Genomic DNA, 16265 nt, shown 5'->3' on the forward strand with positions numbered 1-16265 from the left:
TTTGAGCGAACTAAAATAAAAAGCTTAGAAAATACAAGGAGACAAATCAAAGATCTTCCTTGTTGCAGAACACACGAGGCAAAAAGTGGTAGGTTCTATCTTGTCTCCAGAATAAAGCCTACTGGCAAGCGCATCAAGCATATCATTTATATCTTCATTCATTAATATTTTCTTAATCTTATCATCCTTTATGTGCTTCTCATAAGACGTTATAGATAATCCTACAATCTTGGAAGCTCTTCTTATTGGAACTCCCCTATCTATTAATTTTTTAATAAGTATAGTTCTTAAATACGGAACAACAAGAGAGTAAGCCTTTTCACATTCAGTTTGCCATTTCATAAATGAATGTTATCTTAATGGAATAAATATTAAATATAATATAACCCAAGGGGAAATTAATTAACAGGGTTAATTATTTCTTTTTCAAACAATCTATTATTATGTTCTAATTAACATAGTTTACGTTCATCTATCTAAGTTGTATATATTTATGTGAATATATGTTCATTTATGTATACATATTTACCTAAACGTATATTTTTGCTTATTTTAATAAACATACTTTTTTTAAATTTAGAATACAGTATAATTAGATTAGAGGAAAAATGGCAGAAAGGATAAAATTCCCCGATGGAAGAGAAGTTGATATACACGAAGTAATGGCGTTCTTATACGGCTTATCAAAGAGTGATGTAGAAGTATTACACGTAATAATGTCTAAAAAAGGAAAGATATCAACTGATGAACTAGCTGAAACATTAAAAGTAACCAAAGCATCAATTAGCAAGTCTATAAATAATTTAATCTATAAAGGGCTAATAATGAGAGATAAAATTGAAGAAGATAAAAAGAAAGGAAGACCAGGTTATGTATATTGGGTAGATAATGAGTATCTATATAAGAAAATTGCAGAAGATCTAGAAGCACTGGTTAGTAAAGTTAAAGAAAACCTAAAAGAACACTTACCAGTAATGGCTGAAGCACAATAAGTTTTTTATGAAGAAAGTTATTGCTTATTAAGTTACAAATTTTATTATTATTAGAGTTTCGTGGCAAAAACCTTAATAGATCTTTCATAGATGTTTTTAGTTAGATGATCTCTACAACAGATGTATTATCATTAGTTATAGCGTTTGTTCTTGGCTTATTGGTAGGAATATTAATAAAGAAAATATTTCAAATAGGTATAATAATTCTTGCAATTATAATCATTCTTATTGCAATAGGCGTCATATCTCCTAGCACAGTAGAGCATGGCTTGATAACATTAGGACAGCAGGCTTCAAAAGCTGAAAGTGAAGTATCGTCTTATATTAGATTACTTCCATACAATTCTATTGCCTTTATTATAGGACTAGTAATAGGTTTAATTAAAGGATAAAGAAAGAAAAGGAATATTATTGAACAGAACCAAGTAAATCAGATAATTTTTTCTTTATTTCACTTATTTCTTTTTTTAATTTTTCATTTTCTTGAATCACAGATTCATATTGTTTTTTACATTCTTCTTCTGTGTAATATCTTATAATTTTAGTGTCTTCAAAAATTAATTTATTTTGAGATTTATCATATCTAACAGATACAACTAATTTTATTACATCTAATTTGTCAATTTTCATTTGATTTACTATTTTATCATATAAATTCTTATTAAATTCAGATACATCCCTTATTATAACATCTTTGGGAACCATTTTACCTAACGACACTAAAGCTACTCTCCTTAACTTATCTGCATATCTAGCTGCAATTATTAGTCCAGTAGATAATTCAAATCTGTTCTCACCTAGGACAGAAGTTCTCGGCGTAGTTTCTTCGTATTCTTCTGCTCTTTCAATATCTCTTTGAGCCTCTGACATATGTAATTATTTTGCATACATATTATTTAATTTTTCTCTAAATCGGAGTTGAGGAAAAATCCATTTTAATTTGAGAGTTAATTATATTATATATTCTATTTAGAGCCCATAGGGTCAAAGGACTTTTCATATTACGCAGTAAGATTAAGTTATCGAATTCCTTGCAAAAATTCAAATTCAATTTTATACAAGTTTCTTTAATTTCTGAATTGGAAATAGGTATCTTTCTTAAAGAAGAACAAGAAATATGTTGAATAAGGCTTCTTATTGCCCTATATGCATTTTCTAACGTACCTATTTCATCGTTTCTCTTGAAAGCCTCAAAACTTAACTTAATAAAAGACAAAGAAGACATCTTCAGCCTTTCGCAAGTATTAACATTTATTGTGAATTCAACCTTTGGTAATTCTCCACAGATTAATTTTGAGTCATAAAGTATATAATAACAAATAATATCACCACTTTCACATATTTCTCTAAATTTTTCTTCTGAAATTACGATAGGAGAAATTCCGTTGTAACTACCAAGTTCTAAGAGTAAAGACTTATCGTCAGAAATTGCAAAAATATTTATATCAGATACCCCCTCTACGTAATCTTCTTTTCTAACATAAGATCCAAAATATCCTAAAGCCTTACATTTCTTGCATAATGAAACAAGGTTAGCCTCCATGCTAAACCTTAATATTTTATAAAGTATTAAATTCTCGTGGATCTGAATAATCTTCCTTACTCTTTAAGAGTTTTAGCAATAAATATTTCTAAGCATATTGATGGAGAAAAAATAACTCAAGATGACCTAGATGCTATAATAAATTGGAAAGTTGGAAATGAAATTTCCTTTATGCCTACTAGAGTTATAATGCAAGATTATACTGGAGTTCCGTTATTAGTAGATCTTGCCGAAATGAGATCTGAGCTGGCTAGAAGAGGATTAAATCCAGAAAAAGTTAATCCAATTATTCAAAGCGATTTAGTTATAGACCATTCAATTCAAGTTGATTACTATGGCACTTCATACGCATTAACCCTTAATATGAAGAAAGAATTTGAAAGAAACGAAGAAAGATATAAATTCTTAAAATGGGCACAACGATCCTTTAAGAATCTTAGAATTATCCCCCCAGGTAAGGGTATTATACATCAAATAAACTTAGAATACTTAAGTAAAGTAATTAACGATAATAATGAACCAGAAATAGTCATAGGAACAGACTCTCACACTACAATGATAGGAGGATTAGGTATTTTAGGTTGGGGTGTTGGAGGATTAGAAGCTGAAGCGGTAATGTTAGGTGAACCTTACCATTCTATAGTTCCAGAAGTTATAGGAGTAAAACTTGAAGGAGAAATAAGAGAAGGAGTTACACCTACTGATATAGTACTATATATAACAGAACTGTTAAGGAAAAAAGGAGTTGTAGGAAAATACGTAGAATTTTTTGGTAATTCTCTCTCTAAACTCACAATTCAAGATAGGGCTACTATAGCGAATATGGCTCCAGAATATGGAGCTACTGTAGGATATTTTCCTATAGATGAACAAACTGTAAAATATCTTAATTTAACCGGGCGTGATGGGGATAAAGTAAAGAAAATTGCAATGGAACTAGGAATATTTTATAATGAAAAAGAAGAAGTTAAATATTCTGATGTTGTGGAGGTCAATTTAAGTGAAATAGAACCATCAATTGCTGGACCAAAAAATCCCGACGAGAGAATTAGATTCGGCTCATTAAAAATAGAAAGAAAGAAAAAAGGAAATATAATCCAGGACGGAGATGTAGTTTTGGCCGCAATAACTAGTTGTACTAATACTTCAAATCCGACCGTAATGCTAGGGGCAGGAATATTAGCCAAGAAGGCTGTGGAACTAGGGTTAAGAAGCAAGCCTTATGTGAAGACCAGTTTAGCCCCAGGTTCGCCAGTAGTTGTAAAATACCTAAAAGATGCAGGACTCTTACCTTATTTAGAAGCCCTAGGATTTCATGTAGTAGGTTTTGGGTGTACAACGTGTATAGGTAACGCTGGACCTTTAATCAAAGAGGTTGAAAATGACATAAGGACTTACGGAATTGAGGCCTATGCTGTAATTAGCGGTAATAGGAATTTTGAAGGGAGAATAAATCCATTGCTTAAAGGTACGTTCCTTGCGTCACCTATTCTTGTTGTGGCTTTTGCTATAGCAGGTAGAATTGATATAAACTATGAAGAGCCTATAGCTTTTGACCCCAACGGTAAGCCTGTATACTTAAGAGACATATGGCCTACACTAGAAGAAATAAATTCTTATATGAACCTAGCGATGAACCCGGAATACTATCTTTCGCAGTATTCCACAATATTTAAAGGAGACGAAAACTGGGAAAAATTATCCGTAACTCCTTCCCCAATATACGATTGGCCTAAGTCTACGTATATTGTTGAACCTCCTTGGTTTAAAGAGGAAAACGAAAAATTGGAAATTAAAAAAGCCAGAATACTTTTACTTTTAGGAGATAAAATAACCACTGATCACATTTCACCCGCAGGACCTATATCTCCAGATAGTGAAGCAGGAAAATATCTTTTGTCACTTGGAGTAAAGGAGTTAAATACTTTTGGCGCTAGGAGAGGAAATCACGAGGTAATGATCAGAGGAGGATTTTCTAATCCAAAACTTAAGAATTACCTTGTAAATAAAGAAGGAGGATATACTATACACTTCCCAGATAAAAGAGAAGGTACAGTATATGAAATTGCAATGCAGTACAAAAAAGAAGGGGTTCCACTTGTAGTAGTTGCAGGTAAGCAATATGGCAGCGGAAGCTCTAGGGATTGGGCAGCCAAGGTTACTGCTTTATTAGGTATTAAAGCTGTATTAGCAGAGAGCTTTGAAAGGATACACAGGAGTAATTTAGTTGCAATGGGAGTTTTACCAATAGAAATAGAAGATTGGAGAAAATTGGGAATAAAAGGGGATGAGTTAGTTTCAATAGAATTTAACGATTTGAATCCGGGAAGTAGAGTTAGAATAATATTTGAAAATAATGAGAGAAAAGTGGAAACGTATGGTATTTTAAGAGTAAATACTAAAACTGAAATTGAATATATAAAATCTGGAGGTATTCTAAAATATGTTTTGGAAAAGATGATAAAGGATGAAAATTAGGATAAGAGGAATATACGCCACCGCATTAACATACATGCTATCTAAAAACTTTGAAATAGTACAACAAAGTCCTCAAATTGCAGAAAGATTTATGCAAGAAATTATAAGGGAGCCAGCAGATATTACGTTTAAAGACGGAGAAGATAAAGGTTCGCTAATTGTAATTGGAAGCGCTGATAACTTTGAAAATTACTTGAAAGAAATCTTTCCATATTCAATTGTTTGGAAATCTCCAGTTAAACTTTATTCTCTAATAGAAACACAGAATTGTAAGTATCAGAATTATGATGTAGAACCGTGCTTAGAAAAAGGTATTGTAATTAAACCTCCTACCGATGGTAGGAAAATAATACTTTCACCTCCTAAAGCAGTAAGTAAATTCGCAATGGTGTGGAGAGGAGAAGGAAAAACTTTCTTTTCTGAGCATATAGCTCCTGAAGAAAGAAAAAGGTTACTTAATATAAGTACTAAATATAATAAAAAAGGATATAATGTCAAATGGAGAAGTAACGCACAATTCGAGAAAAATTACCTTTTAGAGAAAGACCTAGAAAATTTAATGTTTAAATATGAAAATAATGATTTTTCAAAGCAAGGTTGCGATTTCTATTTGATAAACTTGTCTCTTGAGGATAAACTAGAATTGGATAAAATAAGAAGCCTTGTGGTTCCAACAATTAATTTTCATCATATGCTTAAATTATCAAGGTCGAGAGAAGTTGATATTGCGGAAAGTGGTAAAGATAATGTAACTCAAATACTAGAGTCATTAATCAAAGACTATATGGGAATAGAACATATAAAAATTAATGGCAGGAGAATATTTCTAAAACCGGGAAAGGTAATTGAGAAAAGAGTTTCAGATAATGGATATTTTCTGTTACTTAGGAGAGAAATTTCTGGAAATGGATACTATGATGGACTAGGAATAAGAAAGGAAGAAGGAGATTACGATATCATGGAAATAGATTCAAGAAAATGGCATGAAGTGCATAATTACTATAGTAAGGATGGTACGCTAAAAGGAAAATACATTAATATTTCAACTCCTCCAGAACTTCTAGATGGGAAAATTAGGTATATAGATTTAGAAGTCGATATAATAATCAAGAATGGAGAAAAAATTATTATAGACGAAGATAAACTAGAAGAAAACAAAAAATATCTATCTTATAAGATGTTAGAAAGAATTAAGAAAGAAATTGAGTATGTTATGACTGCTTATTAGCAGGTATTATCTTTACAACATTTTCCTTCTCATCATAAACAACTTTTACTAGATCTCCTTCTTTTACTTGAAATTTTTGCCTAATTCTTGCTGGAATAGTTACTTGATAATTTCTGCTAACTTTTACTATATCTTCTGTTGCCAATTTTTCTTCCCCTTGCTATATAAGTATATATTAGGTATTAAAATTTTATCATAATTTCAATCATTAAGGCTATACTTATACTTTAGAATTAGCGTAAAACCATAGAATTTTATATATCATATATGATTAAAAAATGATAACAAAGATAAGAAATAACCTTGTATTATGATGTTTGACATTTATTAACTTCGTTAATCGTAGACTACTTCTGAATACTTTTTATTTTATCGACCTAATTTATAACTATAAATTATGTAGATGTTTAATCATTATCGCTAACTTATATTTTAGTTACGTAGTTTCTGAACTATTTAACTGAATTTTTATAAACACTTTTTTATCTATCAATCTATTATATACAGATTTAAGTACAGTTAAATACAAGATATTTATTCTACAAAGATAAAGTATTACACATGAAATTGTTTGGACATAACGTTGATTCTCTTCTTACTCCAGAGGTTAATTATATTATAACTAAGAAAGTATTTGTGCCTTTTCTAGCAGAAGAATTCCCAGAAATTGTATCACTTAACTCTAATTTTAATGTTATCAGAGAATTAATTGTAATAAAAGATCATCTACTACGAGGAAATAAAATTCAAATAGGGTACAAATTTACAATAAGCTCTAAGACTGATGGAAGGCTTTCTTCACTTAAAGAGTGCAAGAAAATAATACTTGGTATAAACGCTAAATTAATAAAAAAATTAGGCGCACTCACAACTGATCTTATCTTTTTTGGATTTAAAAAGGAATTAGAAAAAATATTAATCTTACATGATATACCAATTATAGCTAAAAATAAAGAAGAACTTTATAATGAAATTTTCAATTATTTATCAAGTTGGGGGATTAATGTATCTTCTATTCCTGCAGAAATTACGAACGTACCAAATAAGGTAAATACAGACTCAAAAATCCTAGATATAGATTATGCGTTATTCTCCTCTCAACTTTCTAGTAACTTCACTTGATACCTCCTTAGAAAGCCTTTTAGTCTGTTCTGTAGAGCTTATCCTTTTAGTAGTTTCAAGATCAGCTGATAATCTTTTAGTAGTTTCAATGATTTCCAGCCTTCTAGTCTGTTGTGCCAATTCTTCCATTTTCTTTAATGTTCTAGTTGCCTCCACCAAATTTCCTGCATTAACGTCCTCTGCATATTTCTGTAATGTTGAATAATATTCATATTCCATTATAACATCTTTATTTATGCCAGAAACGAATGTTTGTTGATCTTGTGCAGGTTTTAAAGTTATTATATGCATTAAGGCATCTTGAGCATTTTTTGCAGGATCTTCATAATTAACCTTAATAGTCATGAAATTTCCAGAGTATTTTGGAGGTATTATTGTCTCTCCTAGTATCTTAATTACTCCTTCAGCTGCATTTATTTTAACAGGTAACGAAGGATAATTTAACAGCTTAACGGAGGATTCTGTAACTATATCGACTACTATATTTTTGCCTGCTATTTTTGTTTTTGCGGCTTTAGGCAATTTTTCTGGAATTTCTGATGCCTCCTCTATATGATAGAACACTGAACCAGTTCTATCACTTAAAATTTTTAAAAGTTCTTCATTATAATCATCACCTATACCAAATGAAATTATTTGAACATTTTTCGGGATATTCATTTTCTCATATGCTTTTAAATCAGTAACATCAGTAGGATTACCATCAGTAAGTAAAAGAATATAAGCAGGCATATTATATTTAACAGCTATTTTAAATGCTATTAATAGAGCAGTAAATAATGAAGTCTGACCTCCAGAAGTAATTTGCTGAACTTCACTAGTAAGGTCTAGTGGATCTGAAAATTCTTTTACAATATCGACATTAGTAGCAAATTTTATGAATGTGACTTTATTTCCTTGTGGTATTTTTTTAAATAGCTCAATTGCTCCATTTTTAGCTTTCTCTATTTTTAAGCCTTCCATAGATCCGCTAGCATCAAGTAATATTATATAATGAAATCCTGTAGCAATAGATATTTTTTCAGGTACTAAAAGTATTTTGAATATCATTCTCACTTCATTTTCAAAAGAGTATTTATGGCTAACATCTACTCTCAAAGATAGCGTCATTTTATTCCACCTACAATGGTACTTTACACAATTTTCCCCTATTAAATACTAGGGCTCCTGCACCAAGACCGTGATATCTACTGGAAAATACTGTAATTACTCTGTTATCCATCTCGAATCTAATTCCATCAACAGCTTCATGTCCTCTTATTATTCCTTTTAAGTTATTTCTTTCAAGAAATTTTAAGGTAACATCTTTTCCATAAAAATACGTTCCTTCTCCTCTAATATTAGGTACAAAGCCTTCTAGTTCTTCCCTAGGATCATTCCATAACATTTCGAAAGCTATCTCATCATCTGGATTAACGTCCGGTCTTCTTAAGGAATTTATTTGTTTTATATCTTCTAAATTCCTCGCTATTCCCCCGTGTACACAGAAATATCCATTTATGGTAGCAGCATAGGGCATAACGGAGAACATATTAACAAAATCTTCGTAATAATCTCCCATTTTTTCCAATACCTCTTCTTTAAAGCCATAAAATTCGTTAGTTAGCGGGCTCTCATGGTTTCCTCTTAATACTATCACTTTTTTTGGATTTTCTAACATTTTTCTTAAAATTAATTTTAAATTCTCTATTCCTTGTGAACCTCTATCTACGTAATCCCCTAAAAATATAAGTACATCAACTTTATCATATAATTCTCTAAAAACTTTTTCTGTTACATCTAAAGCTCCGTGAGTGTCTCCGATAAATGCTACGCTATCTTTTTCTGGCAATTCAAGTAAAAGAGGATTACTCATGAAAAAATCATGAGCCTCATTAATTAATTTCAGTACTTCATGTATCACACTTTCGCTCCAGGTCATTATTCAATCACAATTTTTAACATAGTATTGCTACCTAGTTTTATTATACTTCCTGGACGAATTTCTTGCTTACCTTTTATTGGCTGGAATATTTTACCATCATATATATAAGTTCCATTAGTACTATTTAAATCTTCAATATATAATTTATCTTTTTCTAGAGAAATAATTGCATGCCTCCTAGAAATTTCTGGATCAGGTATTACTATAACATTCTCCGGACTTCTTCCTATTGATATACTTTCAAATACATCAAAATCTAAAGGTAGTTTACTTTTATTCAATGCAGAAACTGGAGTAGCAATAAAGATTATATAATATTTTCCTGTAGATGCCTGAGTTTGCAAGACCTGTTGAGCATTTTGAACTGATTGTAAAGACTGAGAAGCGGTGGCTTGTGTAGCTTGTAAAGTTCCTTGCTGGCTAGACTGATTTTGGTCATTATTGGCTTGGGCTGATTGAGACTCTAAAATAGTTGGCTGTTGAATAGATTGCTCTTTAGGAGCTTGAGTTGTTTGGTTAGCAGACTGAGAAGATTGTTCAGTAACTTGTTGTGGAACAGTTAGTTGTTGAATGTTATCTGGCTTCTTCGTGCCACACTGAATGCAAAAAAGTGCATCGTCAAGATTTTCATATCCACAAACTGGACATTTCCATGTCATACTTAATTACTTATACAAAAACATTAATAAACTCTCTTGCGTATATTATGGGGGTTTTTAAAACTTGACTATCTCATTAAAAATCAAAACTTCTCATAAATATGTTAGTAGAAATGACAGAAACGAAGTTGGAATATTAATTTATATTGTACCAGAAAAATACTCTGTAAATGCAAATATTAGATATATTATTGCAGTTGACAATAGTCCATCTATGAAGGATCATAATAAATTTGAGACAGCAGTTAATTCTGCCCAAACTTTACTTTCTCATATACCTTCAGCTAATAACGTAATTATAATTTTATTTTCTAATCATCCAGAGATTATATATAATGGTCCTGGAGGAAATCAAGTCTCTATACCAAGGAAATTTGGAGGAACCACTAGATTACATGAAGCAATAAGAAAAATCCTTGAGATAGCTAGTGACGGAATACCAACTAAAGCTATACTTCTGACTGATGGAAAGCCTACCGATAAAACTAATGTAAGTGACTATGAAGCGTTACAAATACCTACTAATTTAACGTTTATATCTATAGGAATTGGTAAAGATTATAACGAAGTAATACTTAAGAGGCTATCTGACAAGTCTGCTGGAGTTTTTTACCATATAGAAGATGTTTCACAGATGCCTAATGTCTTAGAGGAGCAGAGGACAACTTCTACATATGCTCTAAATTTAACTCTTGATCTTCCTCAAGGATTCTATCCATTTAATTACGAGTTACCAATATTTATACCTATAGTTGATAAACTAATAGCTATTTATGGTACAATGATAATAGACCCAGGAAATTTACCAGTTAATTTGACTTTTACAGCTAATTACACTGATCCTGTAGATTCTCAATATAAAGTAATATCAAGTACAATTACTTTAGAAAGAGCAGAAGATGATATCGTTAGATCAACAATAAATTCGGATGTTCTAGCAGAAATTAAGTATTACAGACTATTAAAAGAATACGGAGATATGCTTGCTAAAGGCAAAGATACTACTAGAATAATGGCCGAATTAATGCAAACTGCTAAAGAAACTGGAAACCAAGCACTAATAGAAGAAACGCAGAAGCTTACAGGATATGCTAAGGCTGATTTATCTGAAGTGACAAAGAAAATGAGATCATGAGCTTGGCTCTAAATCTATCATTATTTCTGAAAAAAAGAGGAATAGATGAGATTTATATTAATAAAGTAAAGAGAAGGGGAAATTCGTATCTCCAAGATATTGCAGTAAATATTCTTTTAAAGGGGTTAAAACTAAGAGAAACTGAGAAATTAGGAAAGCTTAAGGCAGAAGAAAATAATATTAAAATATTTTCTGGCAAAGGTTATGAAAAGGTTAATTATGAGATATCTAAAGATGCTAAAGAAGACATACAAATAGATTTCCCTAAATTTCCGATTTTTATTATAGATTTATCTTTATGGAATAGACACTCTGAAGAAGAAAAAAATAAGCTACTGACACAGCTTGCATGTGCAGTAACCTCTATAAGAAAATATTTATGGGATTATAACTTATCAATAAACAATTTTCCACAAGGTTTTTCACTTCCGTTTTTAAATAAAGTAAGATTTAACGTGATGCCAGAAGGTAAAACAATAATACTTAATCCTTATGGAGAAATAGATGCAACTGAAGAATTAATTAGAAATACTCAAACGTTCATAATTGGTGGTATAGTAGATAGGTCTGGATGGAAATATGCCACATATGAAATGGCAAAAATTGCAAAATATGATTTTCCTCATGTTAAAATAACATTAAGAGGATCTACAGTAGGAGTTCCTGATAGAATAAATAAAATTATAGAAATTATACTCCGTGTGTATTATGGAGAAAAATTGGAAAACGCAATATTAGATTTGCAATCGAATGCCGATAAATTTAACCGTTTACTTGTTGAGAAACAAAAAGGGAATTTAAAAGAAGCTATAAAATGGTTAAAACCTAGCGAAAAGATACTTAGAAGATTAGGAATTCAATCAAATTCTGCTTGAATTTTCTTCTTTCCTTCCAATAATTTTCTAGGAAACGGTATATTATTAACTTCCTCTAGCTTTATTCCAGCTTTTCTTAACTCTTCTACAGCATTTCTTAAATCGTCCTCGTGAACTGCAAATTTAACTTGGCTTACTATTTTATTTAAAGTAGAATCATTACTCCTAAATCTTTCTGCACTAATTACCTTCCAGTTATTACCATCTTTATATATAAGAACAACATCTTGAAAGTATCCTTTTACTACGTGAGAAATACCTGCTATATAGTAATTACCAAACTTATACACAGACATAGAAGTAAACTTAATTTTCGAGTATTTAGGAATTATGTTTCATGATAGATCATGTAATAAAAGCCATTGCATTAAGCTTAGATAACGGAGAAAAAGTTTACGTTGGATTAAATTCTATTCCAGCAATATTAGGTGCATTTATGGCAAGAGATTTTTACGGCAAGACGATAAGAATATTAGGCGTAGCCGAGGCAGACAATCCATCAGAAATAAAAATAACTCCTTCCACTGGCAATCCGTTTTATGTTAATGATACTCCAGTCTTACCTACATTCGAGTCATTTGATTTAGCTCAAAAAGGAAAATTGGACGTAATGTTTCTAGGTCCCGCCCAAATAGATGAGGAAACTAATGTTAACTTATCTGTAATAGGAGAATATTCTAAACCTAAAGTTAGATTACCAGGAGGAGCTGCAACAGCTTACATATTACCGCTCGTTAAAAAGGCTATACTATGGAATTTAAAACATAGTAAATCTACTTTAGTAAAGAAAGTAGATTTTGCTACTGGCAGCGCTAAGTTTTCTAAGAATAGAGTTATTGTAGTTACAAATCTTGGCGTTTTAGAATACTCTAGAGAAGATAAAAAATGGTATGTAAAATACGTGTACCCATGGAGTAATTTTACAAAAATTGCCGAAAATACTGCTTTTCAAGTTTATAATGCAATCCAAGGAGTTATAGACGTTAACGAGGAAGAAAAGAACTTTATTACAAAGTTAGATCCAGACGATCTTAGGTCATCCCTAGAATATTGAGTATTTTCTCGTAATCTGCATCATATAAAGGAAACATGCTAGTAGGTTCTGCGCCTCTTGGCATATGTACTACTGCAGTTACATGTTCAGCGTAAATATTAGGCCTTTTCTTATAGAAATAGCTCTTATCTACGAGTTCTTCTGCAGTTATTATTACTTTTTTAGAAGCTCTAGCCTTATATTCATCCTCATATACTGGACCTTCAATTTCTGCATTACCTTCTGGATCTGCCTTATTTACGTGTATTATTGCAACGTCTGGCGTTATTGCTTTTACTAGAACTATTTTTTCTCCAGAAAACGGATCATCAACAATTTTCCATGTGCCTTCTTTTTCATGAAGTTTGATTAAATCTGAGCCAATTATTCCTTTAACTGGCATAAACGGAACGCCAAAAGCTCCAGCTCTTATTCCAGCAATAAAAGCCCCACAAGTGTCCTCTAAAATTTCTATTTCTCCACTTTCTGCTTTCCTTCTAAAGCTAGGTAACATTCCAAACCATTCTAAAGTTGCCATGGCTATCCTAACTTTCTTTAATACGTTATTTTGTAAAAGAACTTCTAAACCTAATCCAGGTTCTCTATCTATAAAATTTAGATTTCTTATGCCAGATTTTATTAACTCAAAAATAAACCCCATAGGGTTCCTATGAATCGACATTCCGCTAATTGTTATTGTATCGCCTTCTCTTATCAAATCAAGCGCTGATTTTATATCAGTTACCTTATTTTCCAATCTTTTCACCCAATCTTTTTCTTAAATCTTCTATAGCTTCTCTTTCTTCTAGAGTCGATAAGTCCCCTAATTCCTCATTGTTAATTAGAGCTCTTAAAACTCTTCTCATAATTTTACCAGTCCTTGTCTTAGGTAATTTATCAACAAATATAATATCATCAATTACAGCTATACCTCCATAATTTTTCTTAATTTCACTCATTATTTTATTCTTAAGCTCTTCTGAAGGTAAGAAGCCGTGCTTTAATGAAGCGAAGACTACTAATACATTTCCTTTAATTTCGTCTTTTTTACCTACTACTGCGGCATCTGCAATTTCTTCATTTGAGAGAACAATATTTTCGATTTCCGCAGGACTTATTCTATGCCCTGCAACTTTTATTACGTCGTCTATCCTTCCTAGAATATACAGATATCCCTCCTCGTCCATATAACCATAATCGCCAGTTAAATATACGCCGAATTTCTCATAGTATTTCCTATATCTTTCATCGTCATGCCATAAGGAACTCATAAATGCTGGAGCAGAAGATTTTATTACAATATTTCCTTTAGTATTAGGAGGTAATTCTCTTCCATTATCATCATAAATAGCTATATTTATTCCAGGTAAAGGATATCCTACTGATCCCTTCTTGTAATATATTCCGCCAATATAAAATCCTCCGGGAGAAGTTATGAAACCACTATTTTCTGTCTGTCCCCACGTCTCTATAACATAAACTTTATTTGAAGTTATTTCTACTAGCCATTTCCAAGCTTCTTCTCCAAGTATTTCGCCTGCACTAGCTATCATTCTTAGTGAGGAAATATCGTGATCTATTTTACTACCATATTTCATGAGTAATCTTATTGCAGTTGGCGCAGTCCAAATATCAGTAACTTTGTACTCTTCTACTAGTCTCCACCACACTTGAGGATCTGGATAATCTGGAACTCCCTCATACCATAGTAATGTGCCATTATTAAGTAATGTTCCATAAGTGCTATATGAGTGACCGTTAATCCAGCCGATATCTGAAGTTGAAAAGAAAGTTGAAGTATCGTCAAAATTTAATAGCCATTTAACGTGATAATAAGCCCAAACAGTATATGGACCCACAGAATGTACTACACCTTTTGGTTTGCCAGTAGTTCCAGAAGTAAATAATATAAAGAGAGGATCTTGAGAGTCCATGGGGACAGCATCAACTTTCTTTGCATCTAATAGGTCATAAAAGCTGTGACCAACTACCTTACCACCTCTAGGCACTGTAATTTTAATTAAGCTAAGGTCTTTAGTAGCATTTTCAACAACATCTAGGTAAGAAATTTCCTTACCTCTTCTATATCCTACGTCCGCAGTGATAATTGCCTTAGAACCAGCTATTTCTATTCTTTCTCTTAATGCCTTCTCTCCAAAACCCGCAAAGACAACGTTATGTATAACTCCTATTCTTGCACAGGCTAACATTGCTACCATTGCCTCTGGAATCATGGGCATGTAGATAGTGACTACATCACCTTTCTTTAAACCAAGTTGAGTTAGTGCGCCGGCAAATGAGGACACTAAATTATAGAGTTGTTTATAACTTAAAGATATATTTTCTCCATTTTCGCTTTCCCAATATAACGCAATTTTGTTACTGTTTTTTCTTATATCTAGAATATTATATGTTATATTAATTTTACCCCCTTTAAACCAATAATAATACGGATGATGAGATTCAATTACTTTCTCATAAAGTTTATACCAAAATAGCTCTCTGGCTACCGCATCCCAAAATTTTTCTGGATACATTAAAGAATATTCATGAATTTCTCTCATCCTACTATAAATCGGATTCATAAAATTGTTCTTCCCTGACTAAAAATAAGCCTTACCGTCTTTTCTTTATTACATCTATTATCCAAAATCCATCTTTCCAACTTATTTTCTCTACATCGAATTTTATTATAAACTTCATTATATCATCTACACTCAAACCTCCGTGTAATTTATCCTTAATTATAATTCTGACTTTACCTCCAAGTTTGGTAATTCTATGAAGTTCTCTCATAATATCATAATCTAAAACTTCGTAAACTATTGAATAATTTATACTACAATTGCGGATTGGAAAAGGAAAGAAGAATGTTACAAAGTCATCAAATACTTTAGCAGAAGAAATAGCAATGTTGCCCAGAGTTAGTTCAGCCTTAAAATTTTCAAAATTAATCTTTTTAGCGATATTAGAACCATCTATTATTATGCCGTAAACTTGTCTAAGAAAATTTATCTCTCCATCTAAAAAATTTTTACCTATTAAAATATCTAAATCCATAAAATTTGATAACCGACCGTAAGCTAAGCTAATTTCTTCTTCTTTTCCATTAATAACAACAAGATTTTCTGCGTTCCATAATGCTGTCACATTGCCCTTAAAGTCTTCTAGCAGTCCAACTTTCATAATAGCATATATGTGAATGAAAATAAATATTTTTCCAAGTTCAGAATTCACACTTAATTTATTAACCGGAATTTCTTTGATATATAATAA

General features: G+C 31.4%; 19 protein-coding genes. 8 read left to right on the plus strand and 11 right to left on the minus strand.

What is annotated here, in order from left to right:
* Positions 1–24: 24 nt before the first annotated feature.
* Complete coding sequence (locus tag D1867_RS03530) at positions 25–342, minus strand: transcriptional regulator (protein WP_152940321.1); 318 nt, start codon at positions 340–342, stop codon at positions 25–27.
* A 266-nt stretch (positions 343–608) separates the two neighbouring features.
* On the opposite strand from D1867_RS03530, the gene lrs14 reads away from it, so the two are divergent.
* Both lrs14 and D1867_RS03540 read left to right on the plus strand, forming a co-directional pair.
* Positions 609–992, plus strand: a complete 384-nt coding sequence (gene lrs14, locus D1867_RS03535; RefSeq protein WP_152940319.1) for an Lrs14 family HTH-type transcriptional regulator — start codon at positions 609–611, stop codon at positions 990–992.
* 104 nt (positions 993–1096) lie between these two features.
* Positions 1097–1384 carry a hypothetical protein gene (locus D1867_RS03540; RefSeq protein ID WP_013775735.1) on the plus strand — a complete coding sequence of 96 codons (288 nt, stop codon included), beginning with the start codon at positions 1097–1099 and terminating at the stop codon, positions 1382–1384.
* A gap of 16 nt (positions 1385–1400) precedes the next feature.
* Here the strand turns inward: D1867_RS03540 and D1867_RS03545 are convergent, their stop codons facing one another.
* Both D1867_RS03545 and D1867_RS03550 read right to left on the minus strand, forming a co-directional pair.
* A complete protein-coding gene (locus tag D1867_RS03545) occupies positions 1401–1862 on the minus strand; it encodes a DUF2258 domain-containing protein (protein ID WP_155862836.1) in 462 nt (153 codons plus the stop codon).
* 37 nt (positions 1863–1899) lie between these two features.
* Positions 1900–2535 carry a hypothetical protein gene (locus tag D1867_RS03550; RefSeq protein ID WP_155862837.1) on the minus strand — a complete coding sequence of 212 codons (636 nt, stop codon included), beginning with the start codon at positions 2533–2535 and terminating at the stop codon, positions 1900–1902.
* A 36-nt stretch (positions 2536–2571) separates the two neighbouring features.
* On the opposite strand from D1867_RS03550, the gene acnA reads away from it, so the two are divergent.
* Together acnA and D1867_RS03560 are read left to right on the plus strand one after the other, a co-directional pair.
* On the plus strand, positions 2572–5013 hold the full coding sequence (gene acnA, locus D1867_RS03555; RefSeq protein WP_338077949.1) for an aconitate hydratase AcnA: 2442 nt from the start codon (positions 2572–2574) through the stop codon (positions 5011–5013).
* Positions 5003–6241: a ribonuclease FAU-1 family protein gene (locus D1867_RS03560; RefSeq protein ID WP_155862838.1), complete on the plus strand. Its 1239-nt coding sequence runs from the start codon at positions 5003–5005 to the stop codon at positions 6239–6241. Before acnA ends, D1867_RS03560 begins: the two co-directional genes overlap by 11 nt.
* On the opposite strand, the gene D1867_RS03565 is transcribed toward D1867_RS03560, so the two are convergent.
* A complete protein-coding gene (locus D1867_RS03565) occupies positions 6225–6386 on the minus strand; it encodes an AbrB/MazE/SpoVT family DNA-binding domain-containing protein (protein ID WP_155862839.1) in 162 nt (53 codons plus the stop codon). The two genes, D1867_RS03560 and D1867_RS03565, sit on opposite strands and share 17 nt — an antisense overlap.
* A 416-nt stretch (positions 6387–6802) precedes the next feature.
* On the opposite strand from D1867_RS03565, the gene D1867_RS03570 reads away from it, so the two are divergent.
* Complete coding sequence (locus D1867_RS03570; RefSeq protein WP_155862840.1) at positions 6803–7363, plus strand: hypothetical protein; 561 nt, start codon at positions 6803–6805, stop codon at positions 7361–7363.
* On the opposite strand, the gene D1867_RS03575 is transcribed toward D1867_RS03570, so the two are convergent.
* From D1867_RS03575 to D1867_RS03585, 3 genes are read right to left on the minus strand one after another with little or no spacing between them, the layout of a single operon-like run.
* Positions 7328–8473, minus strand: coding sequence for a VWA domain-containing protein (locus D1867_RS03575; protein ID WP_155862841.1), 1146 nt, complete (start codon positions 8471–8473; stop codon positions 7328–7330). The two genes, D1867_RS03570 and D1867_RS03575, sit on opposite strands and share 36 nt — an antisense overlap.
* Before the next feature lie 10 nt (positions 8474–8483).
* Positions 8484–9284 (minus strand): metallophosphoesterase, encoded by an 801-nt coding sequence (locus D1867_RS03580; protein WP_155862842.1) that lies wholly within the window; start codon positions 9282–9284, stop codon positions 8484–8486.
* The gene (locus tag D1867_RS03585) at positions 9284–9946 is read right to left on the minus strand and encodes an FHA domain-containing protein (protein ID WP_155862843.1); all 663 of its coding nucleotides are present in this window, start codon (positions 9944–9946) and stop codon (positions 9284–9286) included. Before D1867_RS03585 ends, D1867_RS03580 begins: the two co-directional genes overlap by 1 nt.
* Positions 9947–10010: 64 nt before the next feature.
* Here D1867_RS03585 and D1867_RS03590 point away from each other — a divergent pair, with 64 nt between their 5' ends.
* Positions 10011–11081, plus strand: a complete 1071-nt coding sequence (locus D1867_RS03590) for a VWA domain-containing protein (protein WP_155862844.1) — start codon at positions 10011–10013, stop codon at positions 11079–11081.
* A complete protein-coding gene (gene trm10, locus D1867_RS03595; protein ID WP_155862845.1) occupies positions 11078–11956 on the plus strand; it encodes a tRNA (adenine(9)-N1)-methyltransferase Trm10 in 879 nt (292 codons plus the stop codon). The genes D1867_RS03590 and trm10 overlap by 4 nt, the downstream gene beginning before the upstream one ends.
* On the opposite strand, the gene D1867_RS03600 is transcribed toward trm10, so the two are convergent.
* Positions 11938–12252: a hypothetical protein gene (locus D1867_RS03600; protein ID WP_155862846.1), complete on the minus strand. Its 315-nt coding sequence runs from the start codon at positions 12250–12252 to the stop codon at positions 11938–11940. The genes trm10 and D1867_RS03600 overlap by 19 nt on opposite strands.
* 41 nt (positions 12253–12293) lie before the next feature.
* On the opposite strand from D1867_RS03600, the gene D1867_RS03605 reads away from it, so the two are divergent.
* Positions 12294–13010 (plus strand): CoA-transferase, encoded by a 717-nt coding sequence (locus tag D1867_RS03605; RefSeq protein ID WP_155862847.1) that lies wholly within the window; start codon positions 12294–12296, stop codon positions 13008–13010.
* Here the strand turns inward: D1867_RS03605 and D1867_RS03610 are convergent.
* From D1867_RS03610 to D1867_RS03620, 3 genes are read right to left on the minus strand one after another with little or no spacing between them, the layout of a single operon-like run.
* Positions 12988–13746: a CoA transferase subunit A gene (locus D1867_RS03610; RefSeq protein ID WP_155862848.1), complete on the minus strand. Its 759-nt coding sequence runs from the start codon at positions 13744–13746 to the stop codon at positions 12988–12990. The two genes, D1867_RS03605 and D1867_RS03610, sit on opposite strands and share 23 nt — an antisense overlap.
* Positions 13736–15574 (minus strand): AMP-binding protein, encoded by a 1839-nt coding sequence (locus tag D1867_RS03615; RefSeq protein WP_205737133.1) that lies wholly within the window; start codon positions 15572–15574, stop codon positions 13736–13738. The genes D1867_RS03610 and D1867_RS03615 overlap by 11 nt, the downstream gene beginning before the upstream one ends.
* A 31-nt stretch (positions 15575–15605) precedes the next feature.
* Positions 15606–16175: a hypothetical protein gene (locus D1867_RS03620; RefSeq protein ID WP_155862849.1), complete on the minus strand. Its 570-nt coding sequence runs from the start codon at positions 16173–16175 to the stop codon at positions 15606–15608.
* Positions 16176–16265: the final 90 nt, after the last annotated feature.

The organism is Acidianus infernus (assembly GCF_009729545.1).
Classification (GTDB): Archaea; Thermoproteota; Thermoprotei_A; order Sulfolobales; family Sulfolobaceae; genus Acidianus; species Acidianus infernus.

Bases quoted from the DNA above. Each gene is read 5' to 3' on its own strand.
- D1867_RS03530 (WP_152940321.1), bottom strand. From the start codon at position 342: ATGAAATGGCAAACTGAATGTGAAAAGGCTTACTCTCTTGTTGTTCCG.
- lrs14 (WP_152940319.1), top strand. From the start codon at position 609: ATGGCAGAAAGGATAAAATTCCCCGATGGAAGAGAAGTTGATATACAC.
- D1867_RS03540 (WP_013775735.1), top strand. From the start codon at position 1,097: ATGATCTCTACAACAGATGTATTATCATTAGTTATAGCGTTTGTTCTT.
- D1867_RS03545 (WP_155862836.1), bottom strand. From the start codon at position 1,862: ATGTCAGAGGCTCAAAGAGATATTGAAAGAGCAGAAGAATACGAAGAA.
- D1867_RS03550 (WP_155862837.1), bottom strand. From the start codon at position 2,535: ATGGAGGCTAACCTTGTTTCATTATGCAAGAAATGTAAGGCTTTAGGA.
- D1867_RS03560 (WP_155862838.1), top strand. From the start codon at position 5,003: ATGAAAATTAGGATAAGAGGAATATACGCCACCGCATTAACATACATG.
- D1867_RS03570 (WP_155862840.1), top strand. From the start codon at position 6,803: ATGAAATTGTTTGGACATAACGTTGATTCTCTTCTTACTCCAGAGGTT.
- D1867_RS03575 (WP_155862841.1), bottom strand. From the start codon at position 8,473: ATGACGCTATCTTTGAGAGTAGATGTTAGCCATAAATACTCTTTTGAA.
- D1867_RS03580 (WP_155862842.1), bottom strand. From the start codon at position 9,284: ATGACCTGGAGCGAAAGTGTGATACATGAAGTACTGAAATTAATTAAT.
- D1867_RS03585 (WP_155862843.1), bottom strand. From the start codon at position 9,946: ATGACATGGAAATGTCCAGTTTGTGGATATGAAAATCTTGACGATGCA.
- trm10 (WP_155862845.1), top strand. From the start codon at position 11,078: ATGAGCTTGGCTCTAAATCTATCATTATTTCTGAAAAAAAGAGGAATA.
- D1867_RS03600 (WP_155862846.1), bottom strand. From the start codon at position 12,252: ATGTCTGTGTATAAGTTTGGTAATTACTATATAGCAGGTATTTCTCAC.
- D1867_RS03605 (WP_155862847.1), top strand. From the start codon at position 12,294: ATGATAGATCATGTAATAAAAGCCATTGCATTAAGCTTAGATAACGGA.
- D1867_RS03615 (WP_205737133.1), bottom strand. From the start codon at position 15,574: ATGAATCCGATTTATAGTAGGATGAGAGAAATTCATGAATATTCTTTA.
- D1867_RS03620 (WP_155862849.1), bottom strand. From the start codon at position 16,175: ATGAAAGTTGGACTGCTAGAAGACTTTAAGGGCAATGTGACAGCATTA.